Here is a 290-nt window from a genome sequence, read left to right on the forward strand (position 1 = left end):
AGCCACTCTGCGTCAGTATCAGCAAGCCAAAGCGCTTCAGCATCAGTAAGTGCAAGCCAATCAGCATCTGTATCAGCAAGCCAATCCGCTTCAGCATCAGTAAGTGCAAGCCAAAGTGCCTCAGCTTCAGCATCTAACAACCAGAACTCAGCTTCTATCTCAGCAAGCGCGAGCCACTCTGCGTCAATTAGTGCGAGCCAAAGCGCTTCAGCATCAGTAAGTGCTAGTCAATCAGCATCTGTATCAGCTAGCCAATCAGCTTCAGCTTCAGTATCTGCAAGTCAAAGTAC

The 290-nt window shown here is 49.0% G+C and carries 1 protein-coding gene; it reads left to right on the forward strand.

Annotation, left to right across the window (positions count from 1 at the left end; genetic code table 11):
- Nucleotides 1-290, forward strand: a 290-nt coding sequence (locus B7708_RS00105; RefSeq protein ID WP_193431733.1) for a hypothetical protein, incomplete at both ends; no start/stop codon positions are given.

Origin of the sequence: Streptococcus oralis subsp. dentisani (genome assembly GCF_002096615.1) — a bacterium.
Taxonomy (GTDB): Bacteria; Bacillota; Bacilli; order Lactobacillales; family Streptococcaceae; genus Streptococcus; species Streptococcus oralis_U.